Here is a 15,613-nt window from a genome sequence, read left to right on the forward strand (position 1 = left end):
ACATTTCTTTCGTGTTTGTCAAATCTGACAAAATGCAGGCCAAGTCCCCTCCCCAGGACCGGATCCTCGACGCCGCCTTGCGCGTATTCCGGCGCCACGGCTTCCGCCGCTCCTCGATCGAGCTGGCGGCGGAGGAGGCCGGGCTGACGCGGCAGGCGCTCTATCATCACTTCGCCTCCAAGGAGGCGCTGTTTCGCGCCGTGCTCGAGCGGATCTACGAGCAGGGGCTCGCCGCCGAAATCGCGGCAGCGACGGCGGCAGAAGACGCAGGCCTCGAGCTTGCCGACATCCTGATCGCCGAGATCGGCGCGCGCATGCAGTCGCTGCTCGCCTCGCTCAAGGACTCACCCCATACCGAGGAGCTGTTTTCCGAGCACCTCGCGCAGGCGCGCGACCTCTACCAGAGCTATTCCAATCGTTTCGCCGACGAGATCGCAACCACGATCGCGCGGGTGTGCCGCAAGCGAAAGCTCACGCTCGAAAGCGGCGTCAGCGTGCGCGAGCTCGCGCGCTGCGTCGACATGGCGATCCACGGCACCAAATCGGCTTTCCCGTCCATGCAACCGCTCGACGCGTTCCTGAAACAGCTCGCGACCATGCTGCGCATGCTGGTCGCCGGCGCGATGGCGCCGTCCGCAAGGAAGTCCCACCGCAAAACGAGAGTTCGCAAATGACCACCACGACCATCAATGGGCGGCCTCTGGTGCTGCCCGACGATCCGGATGCGCTCCTGATCGACGTGATCCGTGATGGCGGCCTCACCGGCACCAAACTCGTCTGCGGTTCCGGCGTCTGCGGCGCCTGCACCGTGCTGCTCGACGGCGCGCCCGTCGTGAGCTGCCTGTTGCCGGCGCAGGCGGCCGCCGGCAAATCGCTGACGACCATCGAGAGCGTCGGAGCAGCCGGATTGCATCCGGTGCAGAAGGCGTTCATGGCGCACGACGCCCTGCAATGCGGCTTCTGCACGCCCGGCTTCGTCGTCGAAGCCACCGCCTTCCACGACAGCTGGCGCGCGACCAAGGGCGCGGCGACACCCTCGCGCGAGGAGATCGCCGCCGCGCTATCGGGACATCTCTGCCGTTGTGGCGCCTACGAAGGCATCTATCGTGCCGTCGCCGAGGCTTGCTCGGGCCGCTTCGACGGCATCGAGCCCATCGCGCCGCGGCTGGAAGCCCGCGACAAGGTGACGGGACTGGCCCGCTACACGGTCGACATCCACCATGACGGCCAGCTCGAAGGCGTCATCCTGCGCGCGCATGTCGCGCATGCGAGGATCACCGGGCTCGACCTGGCGCCGGCGCGCGCCATTACCGGTGTTGCCGCGGTCGTTCCGCTGCTCGACGATGACAACATGGTCCGCTTCGTCGGCGCGCCGATTGCAGCCGTCGCGGCCAAGGATCGTCGCACCGCACTGAAGGCCATCGCCGCGATCCGCTTCAAGCCCGAGCCCTTGCCCGCGGTGATCGGGCTCGATGCAGCGCGACGCGACGATGCGCCAATCGTGTTCGAAAAGAAGGACCGCAAGCGTGCCGGCAACGTGTCCGAAGGCGCCGGCGGCGCTCCGGTGTCGTGGAAGGGCAATGTGCGCGGGCCTTCGGCGCCGTTCTCGCAGAAAGCCAAGCAGGCCAGGAGCTGGCTTGATGAGGCGCGGGCGCAACGCAATCCGCTGCTGGTCGAGGAGACCTTCCGCGTCTCGACGCAACAGCACGCAAGCCTCGAACCACATGCCGCCGTGGCCAGGTTCGATGGCGATCAGCTCATTGTGCACATCTCGACCCAGGCCATTCACGAGAACATGGAGAAGATCGCCAAGCGCTATGGCCTTCCGCACGACAAGGTGCGTGTGATCGCCGATCACGTCGGCGGCGGGTTCGGCTCCAAGGGCAGCGTTGGCCTGGAGACCATCGCCGCGATCGAGCTTGCGCGCGCCGCGAAGGCGCCGGTGCGTGTCGCCTTCGATCGTGAAGAGGAGCTTTCCGTCGCCGGCTATCGTCCGGCCGCCGAGCTGAAGCTGTCCCTGCTGCCCTCGGCGGAAGGCCGCCTCAAGGCTCTATCGCTCACCGCCCATGCCGATACCGGCGCCGCCGTGAACTCGCTGATCGCGGGCCTCGCGCGGCTGATCTATCCGGCCGAGGCAAAGGAGCTCGTCGACTTCGACGTGCTCAGCAATTTGCCACCCGGCGCGCCGTTCCGCGGCCCCGGCGGGCCGCCGATGTCGTTTGCGCTGGAGCAGGCGGTCGACGAAGCGGCGCTGCGCATGAAGATCGATCCGATTCAGCTGCGCAAGCTCTGGGACCCCGATCCCAACCGTCAGCGATTGTACGACTGGGCTTCCGGCCTCGACGTCTGGAAGAACCGCAAGCCGGCGGCATCGCAGACCGGCCGCTACCGGCGCGGCATCGGCGTCGCCACCGGGTACTGGCTCTATCTCTGGCAGACCAACTCCTCGGTCGAACTCGCGGTCGAGGGCGGCCGCATCGTCGCAAGCTGCGCGGTCCAGGATATCGGCACGGGCACGCGCAGCGTGATCGCGAACACCGTCGCCAAGGCGTTCGATCTCGAGCCGCAGGATGTGGACGTGCGCATCGGCCGCTCCAACCTGCCGCGAGGGCCGGGCTCCGGCGGCAGCCGTGTCACCGCCTCGGTGGTTCCGCCGACCTTGCTCGCCATCGACAAGCTGAAAGCGGAAATCACGCGCACCGCGTCCCGCACCCCTGCTCCGGGCTCGAACGCGCCGTGGCGCGAGATGATCGCGGCTTCCCCTGATATCACCGTGTCGGCGAGACGCCAGGAGGACGGCAAGCCGCGGCCCGGCGTCAGGCCCGCGCTGCACGAGGCGGGCATCATGGGCCGCGTGTTCGGCTGGGTGCTGCGTCTGATGAACCACATGGTGGTCGGCGCCGGCGTGCCGAGCTCGGTGCAGGTGATGGAAGTCGAGGTCGATACCTGGCTCGGCCATGTGCGCGTGCTCAACGCCTATACGGGCCTCGCGATCGGCAAGCTCGCGGCGCCGATGCTGGCGCGAAGCCAGGCTGCAGGCGCGGTGATCCAGGGCATCGGCTACGCGCTCTATGAGGCGCGGGAGACCGATCCTTTGAGCGGCCACATCCTGAGCGGCAGCATGGAGGATTACCGCATCCCGGGAATTGCCGACATGCCGAAACTGGACGTGCATTTCGATGAGGCCGGTTTCGAACACGTGCCGGGCGGCAGCGTCGGCATCGGCGAAGTCGCCACCGTGCCGACCTCGCCCGCGATCGCCAACGCCATCCGCGATGCGATCGGCGTGAGACTGACCGAAATTCCGTTCCGGCCCGATCGTCTTGTGGCCGCCCTGAAAGGGAGGGATGCAGCGTGAGTGTCGCCGTCATGACCGCCAGTCTCACGCCTGAATTCCGCGCCGGAGGCACCGATTTCAGCGAACGCCGCCGCAGCGGCGTGTCGCAGGGCATGCTGATCGACATCTCGGCCACCGGCGACAAGATGATCACCTGGGATGCCGACGGAGCCGCCCGGATCGGTGCGCTGACCACCATCGCCACGATCGCGACCGACGCGCGCATCGCCGCTGCCTATCCCGGCATTGCGGCGAGCGCGCAAGGCCTCGCCACGCCGCAGGTGCGCCACGTTGCAACGCTCGGCGGCAATCTCGCGCAGCGATCACGCTGCTGGTATTTCCGCCGGGCCGACATCGATTGCCTGAAAAAGGGCGGCAACACCTGCCCTTCCCGGTCCGGCAATCATCTCTATGGCGTTGCCTTCGATCTCGGCGACTGCGTCGCGCCGCATCCCTCGACCATGGCGGCGGCTCTGCTCGCCTATGATGCGACCATCACCACGGACCGGCGCAGCGGATTGACGGTTGCCGGCCTGCTCGGCGACGGCTCGGTCGCGCACGCCGATCATACGCTCGCAGCCGGCGAGATGATCGAGAGCATTGCGCTTCCTGCCCCGCTCGAGGGCGAGCGCGCTTCCTACAAGCGCGCGATCAGCCGGACCTATGCGGAATGGCCGCTGGTGGAGCTCTGCGCCCGCGTCGTGATCGCCGATGGCAAATTCCAGCTCGTGCGTCTCGCTGCCGGCGGCGTTGCGCCCGTGCCGCTTCGCCTCAGCGCCGTGGAAGCCCAGCTCAGTGGCAAGATTGCCAATGCGGCATCGATCGCAGAAGCGGCGAAAGCGGCGAGCTCGGGTGCCAAACCATTGCCGATGACGGCCTACAAGCTCGACCTTCTGCAAGGGCTGGTGCGCGACATGCTGGAGCGGCTTTCGGGCTAGCCAGTATTTGCGCGTGACGTTTTCCGCCACGTCATTGCGAGGAGCCAGTGACAAGATTGCGGAGCAATTTTGCACTGGTGCGACGAAGCAATCCAGGCTGCTTCCGCGGAGGGAGTCTGGATCGCTTCGCTTCGCTCGCAATGACGGAGTGCGATGCTGCGGCGTGCTCAACTCCCATGTCACGGACGCGCTGCAACGCTCCATAGCGCGTCAAAGACGCGCGTAAACGCGCTTACGGCGTTGCAGCGCAGAGCCGGGGCCCCAGGAAGCCGCGGAACTCGCGAAAGCTTCCTGCTTCACCGCCGCGCCGGAATCAGCGCCCGCAGGATCTCCGGCTTCCAGCTTTGACGCGCGCTGTTGAAGGCCGCGAAATCGTGGTCGAACTGCCAATAGGCCCAGGCCCAGCTGAGCCGCTCCGCATGTCGTGCCATGAACGACAGATATCTGGTGCGAGCTTCGGCGGGGGCGGCTTCGTAGACGCCGAACTCGCCGAGATAGATCGGGCGCTTTTCCCGTTCCGACCAGATGCGCATCTTCTCGAAATCGGCGCGCGCCTTTCGTTCGTCCTCCGGCGTGCCCCAATCGAGCGGCCCCACCCGCGAAAACGTTTCGGACCACGGCGCGCCCTGATGGGTGAAGCGTAGCGGCGCGTAATAGTGAAACGTCACGATCAGGTTCCTGTCGTCCGAGGGCAGCACCAATTCTTCGACCGGCATCTCGTCGACGTTGAGGATGGCGGCAATGACGGTCCGCGTGGGGTTGGTGGCGCGGATGATGCCGAGACACTCGTTCAGCAGGGTGTTCCAGGCGGCGGACGTCATCTGGCCGCCCGGCTCGTTGAGCACCTCGAAGACGAGCGCCGGATATCTTCCGGCATAGCGCTCGGCGATCTGCCTCCAGAAGGCTTTCAGCTTCTCGGCGCATCCGGACACGTCCTGCTGGCAAACATGGGTATCGTGCTCGTCGAGGACGGGGATGAGGTTCCGGGCCAGCACCTCCTCGATCACGGCATCGAGCCGCCTCAAGACGACTTCGTCCAGCAGATTGCCGGGGCCCATGAACTTGAAGCCGAAGAAATTGATCCGGACGTGCGAGAAGCCGGCCTTTCTGATCGCGGTGAGGTTGTCCAGGCGAAACGGCGCGTTCCGGCCTCCCTCCCAGATGCCGTCATAGCCAAGGATGTTGATGCCGCGCCCCAGTTTTGCGGGAGCGGGCGCGGTGCCCTGCCCGGTGGCCTCGGCCTGGGAGCAGATCGCAAGCATGGATATTGCCAGGGCGAGACTGAAAGTTGCCGACCAGCGGGCGCGGATGGCATTCATCCTGCTCCCTCCATCATTGCTGCAGGCGGTGCTGCGAAACCGGCCTGCACACTGCGAAGAAGAATGCGACGAGAAGAACCGACGTGAACATCGTCGAGCGAAGGAACATCGTCTCCGTGAAATTCGATTGAAAGCTCAGGACGACGAATCCGATGATGAGGGCGCAGTGGCGACGATCGATCGACCGGGTGGCGATCAAATACAGGACCTTCTCCGAGAACAGGTAGACGCTCGCGACGAACAGCACGTATCCCAGGAATCCCGTCTCGATCGCCACCGCGATGTAACCGCTGTGATAATTGTCGAGCACCCAGCCATGGTTCTGGTTGAAATAGTCGTAAATCGCAGGACGCGTCCAGAATCCGTTGATGCCGAAGCCCAGCAGCGGCGCATCGTTGAAATGGCTGATGGCGTACTGCCAAATGAAGGTCCGCTCGGTCAAATTGATCGTCGTTTCGCCGAGATGGATGGAATCGTAACCCGTCACGTAGAAATACAGGATCAGCAGGGCGGCCAGGATGCACATGACGAACGGCAGCACCGCGTAGACTCTCATGCAGCGGATCGACCACATCGAGGTAAAGAGCAGTGCTCCCGCGGCAACGGCAACGGCACCGGCGCCACGCGATTCCGAGGCGATGACGCAGGTCGATGCCAATAGGAACATCGCGAGGAAGGCGATCCATCCCTGCCCCGTCATCTTCCGATAGCAGGCAAAGAACATCAGATATGCGCTGATGAATCCGAGCGTCTGCTTCGATTCATAGATTCCTTGCCACTGGCCATTGTGCATCCAGCTCTGGTCCACGCCGATCTCGGGCACGAACACCGCGCACAAGGCCGAGGCCGCGACCAGTATGAAGAGCCCCAGCGCCGTCGACCCGACGATCTCGTCGATGTCGATACGCGTGATGAGGCAGTACGCACCGAAAGTCGTCACCGCGAGTGCCGCGCTCTTCATGAACGCCGCACTGGCGAGGCTGGTCCAGAGAACGGAAACGACGGCAAGAGCATAGAATGCGACCAGCGCGATGAGATCGGGATTGCACTGCACTCTCACACGCGGACGTACGAAGGCACTGGCGTAGATCAGGATGATCCACATCAAGAGCGCTACGGCCTGTTGCAGATAGCTCCACTCTGCGCGAAGCAGCGCGGGATTGAAGACGCCCATCGACGCGATCACGTTGACGGTGATCGAAATGCGGATCACGTTTCTGGCAAGCGTTTCCACGCCGCCCCCGCGCGCTTTCCAGATCGCGCTGTCGTATGCCTCGGAATCCGCCACGGAGTGCAGGCTGGCCATGAGCTGACCTTCCAGAAGCACGGTTAATATTTTGCTTAATGCGGGACGGACTTAGGTTGAAGCGATTGCCACGGGCATGGCTCCGGCGCGGGTGAGGGCTTTCGCCTCCAGGAGATTATCCCATCGGGGAAACACCCTTTCCCCAGCCCTCTCGCAGGCGGGAGAGGGACTGCACCCCCGTCGTTGCAGCAATCAAGCCTCAACTCATCATGTTCAGGCCGCGGTCGCCGGCGGCAGGGCCAGCACCGAATAGATCGCCTCGGCATCGCGCGAGGCGCGGAGCTTCTTGGCAATGTCCTGGTCGCGGAGCAGGCGGGCGATGCGGGCGAGCGCCTTGAGGTGATCGGCGCCGGCGCCTTCGGGGGCAAGCAGCAGGAAGACGAGATCGACCGGCTGGCCGTCCATCGCCTCGAAATCGATCGGGCGGTCGAGGCGCGCGAACAGGCCAAAGATCTTTTCCAGCTTGGGCAGCTTGCCGTGCGGAATGGCGACGCCGTAGCCGACCGCGGTGGTGCCGAGCTTCTCCCGCTGCAGCAGCACCTCGAACACCGAGCGCTCGTTCTGCCCGGTCAGCTCGGCGGCCTTGGCCGCGAGCTCCTGCAAGGCCTGCTTCTTGCTGTTGACCTTCAATGCCGGGAGAATCGCCTCGGGGGCGACCAGATCGGTAATCGGCATGGAGGGTTTCCGAGGTGAATTAAACCGTCAGGTTCCGATTTGGCCAACTTGATAGACCAAGCTGAGCCGGCGTCAATAACATGAAGCAGGAGGCGCACTTAGCCCCGGTCAAGATGTGGGGGGCTTCTACTCCAACGCAATCCCGGTGCCAACTCCCGCGTGTGGCTTTGCCACCGTCAATGTTAAGGGCCGGAATGGTACGGTGCCCAAATCCCGGGCCTAGCCGGGCGATTGGCCGCCCGCTTTCGCTCCCGGCGGGTCAATCCAGCCCACATTGCCGTCCGCCCGGCGGTAAATGATGTTCACCCGGCCTGACGAGCCATGCTGGAATACCATGCAGGGCGCCCCGCTGAGATCGAGTTCCATGACCGCTTCGCTGACCGAGAGCCGCTTCAACGACGTCGTTTGCTCCGCGATAATGACCGGACTGTAGCCGGTGACTTCCTCTTCGCCCTCTCCGGGCGCTTCCAGCACGTAAGCCGTGGCGTCGAGCGCAGCCATCGCTTCGGAGGCGACGTGGGCCTTGCGCGCGGACCGGTCCTTGAGCCGGTTCTTGTAGCGCCGCAGCCGCCTCTCGATCATCAGCAGCGCCTGGTCGGCGCTGGCATAGGCATCCGGTGCGTTCGAATCGGCCTCCAGCGTGATTCCCGAATCGAGATGCAGGGCGCAATCGGTGCGGAAACCGAAGCCGTCCTTGCTCAGCGTGATGTGGCCGGAATAGTTGCCGTCGAAATACTTGCGCAGCACCTCGTCGGTGCGGTCGGCAACGCGGCCGCGCAGGGCCTCGCCGACGCTGATGCTCTTTCCCGAAATCCGGAGAGTCATTGGATGCCTCGCTTGCTTTGTTGCCTCAGTTGCGATGACGAATCATCGCAGCTGAAGTCGCTCCCTGCGCACGATCTTCGCGCAAACGCGTTCCGCGTATGTCGCGAGGAGAACCGCTGCACATTTTTCCGGATCATGCGCATGCCTGGATCGGTCTCGAAGGGAGGACGAGAGTAGCGCGATTCCGCGCCGGCGCAATCAGGCCGGCTCTGGGTTGCGGGAGCGATCGGACAATGCGGTGGAGAGAACGTTACCAAGAGCGCTCTGCTTGTCGCGGCGGCGTTGCACCGAGGAGGGTATGCGCATGGCTTCGCGGTACTTCGCGACCGTGCGGCGGGCAATATCAATGCCCGAAGCGCGCAAGCGTTCCACGATGGTGTCATCCGACAGGATCGCGGAGGGCTCCTCCGAATCGATCAGCTGCTTGATGTGGTGGCGCACGGCTTCGGCCGAATGCGCCTCGCCGCCGTCGGCCGAGGCGATCGAGGCCGTGAAGAAATATTTCAACTCGAACGTGCCGCGATTGGTCGCCATGTACTTGTTGGCGGTGACGCGCGACACCGTGGATTCGTGCATCTGGATGGCATCGGCGACGGCCTTCAGATTGAGCGGCCGCAGGTGCGCCACGCCATGTGTGAAGAAGCCGTCCTGCTGGCGCACGATCTCGGTTGCAACTTTCAGGATGGTGCGGGCGCGCTGGTCGAGCGCGCGCACGAGCCAGGTCGCGTTCTGCAGCGCGTCGGTGAAATAGGACTTGTCGCCGTCCTTGCCGACCTTCTTCGACAGCTCGGAATAATAGGTCTGGTTGACCAGCACGCGCGGCAAGGTGTCGCTGTTGAGCTCGACATGCCAGCCGCCGTCGGGACCCGGACGGACATAGACATCGGGCACCATGGTCTGCAGGCGCGCCGAGCCGAACTTCATGCCGGGCTTGGGATTGAGGCGGCGGATCTCGCCGATCATGTCGGCGATGTCCTCGTCGTCGACACCGCAGATCTTGCGCAAGGCAACGATGTCGCGCTTGGCAAGCAGATCGAGATGCTCGACCAGGGCCTGCATCGCGGGGTCGTAGCGGTCGAGCTCGCGGAGCTGGATCGCCAGGCACTCGCTCAAATTGCGCGCGAAGACGCCGGGCGGATCGAATTTCTGCAGCACGGCGAGGACGCCCTCGACGTCGGCTTGCGATGCGCCAAGACGCTCGGCGGCCTGGCCGAGATCGGCCGGCAGATAGCCGGCCTCGTCGACCAGGTCGATCAGGTACTGGCCGATCATGCGCTGGGCGGGGGCGGCGAAGGCGACCGCGAGCTGCTCGGCGAGATGGTCCGACAACGTTGTCTCGGCCGCGACAAAAGCTTCGAGATTGTAGTCTTCGGTCCCAGAGGCACCGCCGCCCCATTCCGTATAGGTGGTCGGCGCGGCGTCCTGGGCGGTGCGCGCCGCAGCCTCGGCGGGCTCCTCGGAGAAGACGTTGTCCAGGCCCGTATCCAGGGTCTGCTCGATCTCGGCGCGGCTGCCGAGATCCTTGCTCATCCATTCTTCCTGGCCCGGCTCGAAACCCTCGGCGCCGCCGCCGAAGCCGTCCTCGCCCTGGCCATCGCCTTGACCGTCGGAATCGCCGTAGCTCCCGGCCTCGGCCGGAGCCTCCCCCACCGGGCCCTCGTCACTGGCCCGTTCCAGCAGCGGATTGCGTTCGAGCTCCTCTTCCACGAACGTCGTGAGATCGAGATTGGACAATTGCAGCAGCTTGATCGCCTGCATCAGCTGCGGCGTCATGACCAGCGACTGCGACTGCCGGAACTCTAGTCTCTGCGTGAGCGCCATGAAGCAAGAACCGTTCCCAAAATTGGTCCGATTTTTGCTTATCCTAGTCCGAGCCCGATGTACACGTCTTGACGAAACGCAAAAACGGGCTAGAGGCGGAATTCCTCGCCAAGGTAAAGGCGGCGCACATCCGGATCGGCAACGATCTCATCCGGAGTTCCCTCGGTCAAGATTTCCCCGGCATAGACGATATAGGCACGATCGGTGAGGCCGAGCGTCTCACGCACATTGTGGTCGGTGATGAGCACGCCGATGCCGCGATTGGTGAGATGGCGGACGAGGTCCTGGATGTCGCCGACCGCGATCGGGTCGATGCCGGCGAAAGGCTCGTCGAGCAGCATGTAGTTCGGCCGCGTCGCCAGCGCGCGCGCGATCTCGACGCGGCGGCGCTCGCCGCCGGACAGCGCGATCGACGGCGATTTGCGCAGGCGCGTGATGTTGAATTCGTCGAGCAGCGAATCGAGCTGCTGCTCGCGCTTCTTGCGCGAGGGCTCGACCACTTCGAGCACGGCGCGGATGTTCTGCTCGACGGTGAGGCCTCGGAAGATCGAGGCTTCCTGCGGCAGATAGCCGATGCCGAGCCGCGCGCGCTGATACATCGGGAGCTTGGTGACGTCGTGGCCGTCGAGCTCGATCGCGCCGCGGTCGGCCTTGATCAGGCCGGTGATCATGTAGAACACGGTGGTCTTGCCGGCGCCGTTCGGCCCGAGAAGGCCGACCGCTTCGCCCCGGCGCACATAGATGCTGACGCCGCGCACGACCTGGCGGCTGCCGAAACTCTTTTCCACGCTATGCACAGCCAGGAAGCCGGGCCGCTTCAGCAGCTGAGGGCCGCCCGCGCCGTTGGGGCTCGCGGCGGCCCTGACCGGGTGAACGGCCTGCGGACGCGGCGGCTCGACTTGATAGTCGGCCTGGTAGTCACCCCGGAACTGGTCCGGCGCGCGCATCGGCTGGTCGCGGGCGACCGGCGGCGCGTCCCTGATGGGACTGGGCACGAGGCCGCCGACGCTGTCACCGAGCGCGGTGATGTCCTGACGCGCAAATCCTGGCCGGCCGCGCTTGGCGGGGCGCCGACGGAACATGCTGAAGAGATCGACCATCCCCGCCTTCTAGCCTTTTCGCGACGATCCTGCGCAAATTCGCGCGATCTGCCGCACCGGCCTTTCAATTCGCCGAGGCAGCATGAGTGAAGGGATGTCTCATGCCCAGTGAAACACGCCCGAAAAGCGGCGGATCCCGCTTCGAAAGCCCTGCGCGCTAGATACAGTCTCGCCGGGCAAGCTTCAACCTCGGATCGCGAGGATCCGAGACAAGTGATTGAATTTACTTTTGTTTACTTGCGCCGGGCAATTGCAGGGGCGGCGCCGCGCCGGGTTTGGCCCCTTGTCCCCCCTGGCCGCAATCATTGCTGCCGCCCTGCGGCAGCAGCGCCTGCACCCGGCCGTTGTCGGATTCGACACGGGACACACCGGTCGTCATGTCGACCATCAGGCGGTCGCCGCGCAGCACGTTCTTGCACTGGGTTAGAACCACCTGGCCGCCCGCGCCGCCGAGCATGGTGATGAGGTTGGTCCGGGTGTCGAATACGGCGGTCTCACCGGTCACCACCTGGTCCTTCTGGGTGACCACGACATTGCCGCGCGCCTCCAGCCGCTTGATCGAGGAACTGCCGCCCGGACCCGGCGTCGCCGACTGCATCGGCGCCGATTTCGTTCCCTTCGCCGCGGGCGGCGGCGTGGCCGGCTTGTCGCCGCCGGACTCGTAGAACACCACCAGCGTCTTCGAGGTCATGGTGGTGTCACCCTGCACGACCTTCACATTGCCGGCGAAGGTCGCCTCCTTCTTCTTGTCGCGCATCTCCAGGGAGGCGGCCTCGATCTGGATCGGCTGATCGCGATTCTGCGAAAAACCCTGCATCGCGTTGGGCACGCCTTGCATTGTGCTCTGTGCAAGGGCCGCACCCGTGACGAGCAGCGCGAGACCGACGGCGAGCGCGGCCTTGCTGGCGACAGCGTCGCGCGGAAAACAGTTCATCATGAAAATCATCTTGAATTGGCAGACTTGTTCTGAGGCGTACGCGTCTTCGCAGGCGGCGCCGGCTCGGGCGGCGCAGGCTGGGCGGCGGGCTGCGCGGGCTGCTCGTCCAGCTTGTCCAGGTGCATCACCACATTGCCTTCGAAGCGGATGACCTCACCACCTTCGGTAATTCGCAGGCGATCCGCACTCAGCGTGCCGTTGGTCAGCGTGACGTCGACGCGCTCGTCCGAGGTGACCGTGCCCTTGCCCATGTCGACGAAGGCCGAGTTCAGCCGCGCCTCGTAGCCGGTCGAGGTGCGCAGGAAGATATCCTTGTGCAGCTCGAGCTGCTGCTGCTTGTTGTCGAAGCGGCCGGTGCGGGCATCGAGGAAAAGCGTCGATCGATCCTCCATCAGCACCTTCGCGCGCAGGTCCGACAGATCGACATGATCGGGGTCGGTGATGTCCTGCGTTGCGGTCTTGGCCCAGAGCTCATAGGGCCGCTGGTCCGGCGTGAAGCCGGCGAGGTGCGGCGATTCCATCGTGATCTTGGTGCCCGACACCACCATGTTTCCGGAATCGAGCGGCAGCTTCGGCATCAGCATGCGGAACGGATTGAAGACGGAGACGCCGACGATGGCGGCCATGGACAACAGCACCGCACCCGGAACCGCGATGCGCAGAATCCGCACCAGGCGGCTGTGGCGCGCCGCGCTGGCGAACTTCGCCGCAAGCGCGGCGTCGTAGGTGGGATTCTGGGCCGAATTCACCTGGGCTCCTGAAGTCCTGGGCTCCTGAAATATCGCTCGCCTCGTCCGGTTGAGGGCGCCCCATTGTATCCGGCGCCGCCCAAATATGCAGCCGGCGACAGGCCGTTACGAAAGTGTCCGAAACGGGGCGGCAACCTCAGGGTAACCGCCGCACGGGGCCTTTAGGAATGCGCGAAAATGTCCTCTTCGGCCCAGCCCTGGAGGTCGAGAAGAGCGCGGGTCGGCAGGAAGTCGAAACAGGCCTGTGCCAGCTGGCTGCGGCCTTCCCGGACCAGCATGGCATCGAGCCGTTCGCGCAAGGCGTGCAGATGCAGCACGTCGGAGGCGGCGTAGGCGAGCTGCGGCTCGGTCAGGCTGTCGGAACCCCAGTCGCTGGATTGCTGCTGCTTGGAGAGGTCGATGTTGAGCACCTCGCGCACGAGGTCCTTGAGGCCATGGCGGTCGGTGTAGGTGCGGGTCAGGCGGGAGGCGATCTTGGTGCAATAGATCGGCCCGGTCATGACGCCGAAGGTCTGGTACAGCACCGCGATGTCGAACCGCGCGAAGTGGAAGATCTTCGTGACGGCCGGATTGGCCAGGAGCGCCTTCAGGTTCGGCGCGTCGGTGTGCCCCCTGGGGATCTGCACCACGTCGGCGCTGCCGTCGCCGGGCGAGAGCTGCACCACGCAGAGCCGGTCGCGGTGCGGGTTCAGCCCCATGGTCTCGGTGTCGATCGCCACCGCTCCGGTGTAGCGGGACAGGTCGGGCAGGTCGCCGCGGTGCAGACGTACGGTCATGGCGTGTCAAAACCTCGGGTCGAATCGGTGCGTCGATATCATAGGGTAAACGGATGGACCGCGATGTAGCCACTGGCGAGAGGTCACGCAAGCGGCGGCCGTGGCCTGACGGGCGGTCAGATCGCGGCGACGGCGTTCAGATCGGCGATCCTTTAGTCGGGATTGGAGGGATCGGCTGGTCCTGCACGCTCGCGCATGCGCGGCGCGCGGAAATGATGGGCCGCCGCCCTTTTCCGGCAGAGCAGGTTTTCAGGCCGGCCCGCTGCAATCCGCCCCGGCGCACCCTATCTGTTGCCGGCCTCTCCGCCCTCGCCCGCTCACGACGAATGAAGTGCCGATGACCGAACAGACGCTCGCCGCGCCGATCGACGACCACGGGAAACGCCAGCGCGGCTTCTCGCGCTACCAGGCGCTCCTCATCGCGCTGCTGGCATTCACGCAGTTCACGATCATTCTCGACTTCATCATCATGTCGCCGCTCGGCGCCATCCTGATGCCCTCGCTCGGCATCACGGCCGGACAATTCGGCGTCGCGGTGTCGGCCTACGCGTTCAGTGCGGGACTATCGGGCATCCTCGCCGCCGGCTTCGCCGATCGCTTCGATCGCAAGCGCCTGCTGCTGTTCTTCTATGTCGGCTTCACGCTCGGTACCGCGCTCTGCGCGGCCGCGCAGACCTATCATGTGCTGTTGCTCGGCCGGATCGTGACCGGATTGTTCGGGGGCGTGATCGGCGCGGTCGTGCTCGCCATCGTCACCGACCTGTTTCCACTGCACCTGCGCGGCCGCGTCATGGGCTTCCTCCAGACGGCGTTCGCCGCGAGCCAGGTGCTCGGCATTCCGGCCGGACTGTTTCTCGCCAATCACTGGAATTGGCATGTCTGCTTCGCGGCGATCGTCGTGGTGTCGATCGCAGCGATCGCAATCATCGCCCTCGTGATGGAGCCGGTCGATGCGCATCTGAAGCTGAAGCAGGACAAGAACCCGTTCCACCATCTGATCGCGACGCTCGGAGAGCCACGCTATACGCTGGCCTTCGCCGTCACGACGCTGCTGGCAACGGGCGGCTACATGCTGATGCCGTTCTCCAGCGCCTACACCGTGCACAATCTCGGCATCGACATCACGCATCTGCCGACGATCTATCTCGTCTCCGGCCTGTTCAGCATCGTCACGGGACCGCTGGTCGGACGTGCCAGCGATGCGTTCGGCAAATATCCGACCTTCGTGTTCGGCTGCGCGATGACCGTGGTCATGGTGCTGATCTACACGCATCTCGGCCACGTCTCGCTCGCAACCGCGATCCTCGTCAACGTCCTGATGTTCGTCGGCATCTTCTCGCGGATGATCCCGTCGCAGGCGCTGATGTCGGCGATCCCCGACGCGAGCCAGCGCGGCTCCTTCAGCGCGGTCAGCGCCTCGCTGCAGCAGCTCTCCGGCGGACTCGGCTCGGTGCTCGCCGGCGCGATCATCGCGCAGGCGCCCGACGGCTCGCTGATCCATTTCGACCGGATCGGCTACGTCGTCGTCGCGACGACGATCGTCACGCTGGTGATGATGTACTTCGTGCAGAAGGCGGTGGCACAGCGGATGGGGAAGCAGGTGGTGTGATCAGCCGCCGCCGAACTTGGATGGATCGTCATAAGCGGGAGGGTCGTCGTGGTCGGTCCGCAGACCGCCGGGAACGGAGTCGTCGCGATAGATGCGCACACCATTCGGAGTGACATAGACCGGAGCCGTGGCCTGGCCCGGCCGAACGGTGACATGTCGCGACTTGTGATGCCCTCTTGCGGCCGCGTTCGCAGAAGCACACGCACCGATCAAGAGGCACA

Annotated in this window: 13 protein-coding genes; 4 read left to right on the forward strand and 9 right to left on the reverse strand. The window is 64.9% G+C overall.

Annotated elements, in window-relative coordinates; genetic code table 11:
- Positions 1–32: 32 nt before the first annotated feature.
- The 3 genes from XH96_RS00540 to XH96_RS00550 are packed head-to-tail and all read left to right on the forward strand — an operon-like array spanning position 33 to position 4,275.
- Positions 33–674 (forward strand): TetR/AcrR family transcriptional regulator, encoded by a 642-nt coding sequence (locus XH96_RS00540; protein WP_194390605.1) that lies wholly within the window; start codon positions 33–35, stop codon positions 672–674.
- On the forward strand, positions 671–3,358 hold the full coding sequence (locus tag XH96_RS00545; RefSeq protein ID WP_194390606.1) for a molybdopterin-dependent oxidoreductase: 2,688 nt from the start codon (positions 671–673) through the stop codon (positions 3,356–3,358). Before XH96_RS00540 ends, XH96_RS00545 begins: the two co-directional genes overlap by 4 nt.
- Positions 3,355–4,275, forward strand: a complete 921-nt coding sequence (locus XH96_RS00550) for a xanthine dehydrogenase family protein subunit M (protein ID WP_194390607.1) — start codon at positions 3,355–3,357, stop codon at positions 4,273–4,275. Before XH96_RS00545 ends, XH96_RS00550 begins: the two co-directional genes overlap by 4 nt.
- A 296-nt stretch (positions 4,276–4,571) precedes the next feature.
- On the opposite strand, the gene XH96_RS00555 is transcribed toward XH96_RS00550, so the two are convergent.
- The 9 genes from XH96_RS00555 to XH96_RS00595 form a co-directional block, all read right to left on the reverse strand.
- The gene (locus XH96_RS00555) at positions 4,572–5,594 is read right to left on the reverse strand and encodes a glycoside hydrolase family 5 protein (protein WP_194390608.1); all 1,023 of its coding nucleotides are present in this window, start codon (positions 5,592–5,594) and stop codon (positions 4,572–4,574) included.
- Positions 5,595–5,607: 13 nt separating this feature from the next.
- The gene (locus XH96_RS00560) at positions 5,608–6,900 is read right to left on the reverse strand and encodes an O-antigen ligase family protein (protein ID WP_194390609.1); all 1,293 of its coding nucleotides are present in this window, start codon (positions 6,898–6,900) and stop codon (positions 5,608–5,610) included.
- 213 nt (positions 6,901–7,113) lie between these two features.
- Positions 7,114–7,575 (reverse strand): PTS IIA-like nitrogen regulatory protein PtsN, encoded by a 462-nt coding sequence (ptsN, locus tag XH96_RS00565; RefSeq protein ID WP_028179145.1) that lies wholly within the window; start codon positions 7,573–7,575, stop codon positions 7,114–7,116.
- Positions 7,576–7,794: 219 nt separating this feature from the next.
- Positions 7,795–8,400, reverse strand: coding sequence for a ribosome hibernation-promoting factor, HPF/YfiA family (gene hpf, locus XH96_RS00570; RefSeq protein WP_194390610.1), 606 nt, complete (start codon positions 8,398–8,400; stop codon positions 7,795–7,797).
- A 198-nt stretch (positions 8,401–8,598) separates the two neighbouring features.
- Positions 8,599–10,221 (reverse strand): RNA polymerase factor sigma-54, encoded by a 1,623-nt coding sequence (rpoN, locus tag XH96_RS00575; RefSeq protein ID WP_194390611.1) that lies wholly within the window; start codon positions 10,219–10,221, stop codon positions 8,599–8,601.
- Between the two features lie 89 nt (positions 10,222–10,310).
- The gene (lptB, locus tag XH96_RS00580; RefSeq protein ID WP_194390612.1) at positions 10,311–11,321 is read right to left on the reverse strand and encodes an LPS export ABC transporter ATP-binding protein; all 1,011 of its coding nucleotides are present in this window, start codon (positions 11,319–11,321) and stop codon (positions 10,311–10,313) included.
- Positions 11,322–11,544: 223 nt separating this feature from the next.
- Positions 11,545–12,267: an LptA/OstA family protein gene (locus tag XH96_RS00585; protein WP_194390613.1), complete on the reverse strand. Its 723-nt coding sequence runs from the start codon at positions 12,265–12,267 to the stop codon at positions 11,545–11,547.
- Entirely contained in the window at positions 12,264–13,007 is a 744-nt protein-coding gene (lptC, locus tag XH96_RS00590) for an LPS export ABC transporter periplasmic protein LptC (protein WP_194390614.1), read from the reverse strand. Before lptC ends, XH96_RS00585 begins: the two co-directional genes overlap by 4 nt.
- Positions 13,008–13,168: 161 nt before the next feature.
- On the reverse strand, positions 13,169–13,783 hold the full coding sequence (locus tag XH96_RS00595; RefSeq protein WP_194390615.1) for a ribonuclease D: 615 nt from the start codon (positions 13,781–13,783) through the stop codon (positions 13,169–13,171).
- A gap of 337 nt (positions 13,784–14,120) precedes the next feature.
- On the opposite strand from XH96_RS00595, the gene XH96_RS00600 reads away from it, so the two are divergent.
- Complete coding sequence (locus tag XH96_RS00600) at positions 14,121–15,392, forward strand: MFS transporter (RefSeq protein ID WP_194390616.1); 1,272 nt, start codon at positions 14,121–14,123, stop codon at positions 15,390–15,392.
- Positions 15,393–15,613 lie beyond the last annotated feature (221 nt).

The organism is Bradyrhizobium sp. CCBAU 51765, from assembly GCF_015291725.1.
Classification (GTDB): Bacteria; Pseudomonadota; Alphaproteobacteria; order Rhizobiales; family Xanthobacteraceae; genus Bradyrhizobium; species Bradyrhizobium liaoningense.

Bases quoted from the DNA above. Each gene is read 5' to 3' on its own strand.
- XH96_RS00540 (WP_194390605.1), top strand. From the start codon at position 33: ATGCAGGCCAAGTCCCCTCCCCAGGACCGGATCCTCGACGCCGCCTTG.
- XH96_RS00545 (WP_194390606.1), top strand. From the start codon at position 671: ATGACCACCACGACCATCAATGGGCGGCCTCTGGTGCTGCCCGACGAT.
- XH96_RS00555 (WP_194390608.1), bottom strand. From the start codon at position 5,594: ATGAATGCCATCCGCGCCCGCTGGTCGGCAACTTTCAGTCTCGCCCTG.
- XH96_RS00560 (WP_194390609.1), bottom strand. From the start codon at position 6,900: ATGGCCAGCCTGCACTCCGTGGCGGATTCCGAGGCATACGACAGCGCG.
- ptsN (WP_028179145.1), bottom strand. From the start codon at position 7,575: ATGCCGATTACCGATCTGGTCGCCCCCGAGGCGATTCTCCCGGCATTG.
- hpf (WP_194390610.1), bottom strand. From the start codon at position 8,400: ATGACTCTCCGGATTTCGGGAAAGAGCATCAGCGTCGGCGAGGCCCTG.
- rpoN (WP_194390611.1), bottom strand. From the start codon at position 10,221: ATGGCGCTCACGCAGAGACTAGAGTTCCGGCAGTCGCAGTCGCTGGTC.
- lptB (WP_194390612.1), bottom strand. From the start codon at position 11,321: ATGGTCGATCTCTTCAGCATGTTCCGTCGGCGCCCCGCCAAGCGCGGC.
- XH96_RS00585 (WP_194390613.1), bottom strand. From the start codon at position 12,267: ATGATTTTCATGATGAACTGTTTTCCGCGCGACGCTGTCGCCAGCAAG.
- XH96_RS00595 (WP_194390615.1), bottom strand. From the start codon at position 13,783: ATGACCGTACGTCTGCACCGCGGCGACCTGCCCGACCTGTCCCGCTAC.
- XH96_RS00600 (WP_194390616.1), top strand. From the start codon at position 14,121: ATGACCGAACAGACGCTCGCCGCGCCGATCGACGACCACGGGAAACGC.